Annotated in this window: 1 protein-coding gene and 1 pseudogene; one reads left to right on the plus strand and one right to left on the minus strand. The window is 67.9% G+C overall.

The features are described from left to right. Positions 1-167: 167 nt before the first annotated feature. Positions 168-878, minus strand: coding sequence for a DUF305 domain-containing protein (locus tag ACFHWE_RS23520; protein WP_416604057.1), 711 nt, complete (start codon positions 876-878; stop codon positions 168-170). Positions 879-1,140: 262 nt separating this feature from the next. Between ACFHWE_RS23520 and ACFHWE_RS23525 the strand changes: the two are divergent. Continuing rightward, positions 1,141-1,392 (plus strand): annotated as a pseudogene (locus ACFHWE_RS23525) (hypothetical protein); the annotation flags it as partial.

Consider the following 1,392-nt stretch of genomic DNA (forward strand, 5'->3'; position numbering starts at 1 on the left):
AGGATGTGGGTCGGGTGATCATTACGGGGGAGACGGTGGTGGACAACGTGAATCCGACGATTGTGCGTCGGGGGTTGTCGGAGGGCGGTCCGGAGGAGAAGTCCGCCTGAGCGGTCCCCGCTCCGTGCGGCCCTCCCCGCAGGGGGAGGGCCGGCTCCCCTGGTGGCTCAGTCCCCTTCGAGGATCTCCGCCATCCGTGTGATGTCCGCACGCTGTTCGACGATGACGTCGTTGGCCATCTGCCGCACCGTCCGGTCGTGCCCCTCCTCCAGGACCTCCTCCGCCATGGTGACGGCGCCCTCGTGGTGCGTGGTCATCAGATCGACGAAGAGCCGGTCGAAGGCGTCGCCCTCGGCCGCCGCCAGCTCGTCCATCTCCTCCTCCGAGGCCATCCCCGGCATGTCGTCGTGGTCGACCTCCAGGTCGCATCCGGGGAGGTCGCCGTCGCCGCCGTGGTGGGACACCCCGCCCTCCAGGCCGCAGAAGTTCGCGTAGGCGGGGTTCTCCCGCGCCGGACCGAGGACGTTCTCCTCCAGCCAGCCCTCCATGACCTCGATCTCCGGCCCCTGCGCGGAGGCGATGCGTCCGGCGATGCGGTCGATGTCCTCGCGCTGGTGGCGATCCTCGACCAGGTCGGTCATCTCCAGGGCCTGCCGGTGGTGCTCGATCATGAGTACGAGGTAGTTGACGTCGGCGGCGTTGTGCCCCTGCTCCTCGGCCAGGGCCGCGAGCTGTTCGGCCGTGGCCGGGCTGGACGACTCCCCGGGCGCGCCGGGCGCGATGACGTTCGTGGACTCCAGTACCCCGCTGCCATCGGCGCATGCGGTGGCTCCGAGCAGGGCCAGAGCGGTTCCGGTCGCGAGTGCCAGACGGCGCACGATTCCTCCAAACGGGGTGGGCGGACGGGGGTCCGCACGGGGCGCCACAGTGACACCTTGTCGATTTTCTACTGACTTTCGGCGTGTTCTGTCCAGCGTTGCGAGCGTTTTGATGTCAGGGCGTGTCCTGAGGGTTCCTGGGATCGATCTGGTTGTTCTGGTTTGTATGTCCGATCTCAGTGTTTCGTCTGGTGTGAGTCGTCTGCGCAGAGTAGAACAATGAGTAGTTGAATGACTGCTTTATGTTTCGGGGGTGCGGATGATGGCGGCTGAGCGCGGCGGTCCGGTGCGTTGGGGTGCCCTGGGTGCGGGGATGGTCCTGCTCGCGGCCGGACTCGCGCCCCCGGCGCGGGCCGCCACCGAAGCGCCGACCGACGACGCCGCCGTGCTGAAGGGTGTCGAGCACCTGGCCCACGTGCCCAAGCCCGCCATCCTCGGTGGCGCGGCCGCCCTCAACTCGGACCTGGCTTTCACCGGTGACTACGTGATCGGTGGCAACTACAACGGGTTCGTC

The sequence above is a fragment of the Nocardiopsis sp. LOL_012 genome (genome assembly GCF_048060475.1).
Lineage (GTDB): Bacteria > Actinomycetota > Actinomycetes > Streptosporangiales > Streptosporangiaceae > Nocardiopsis.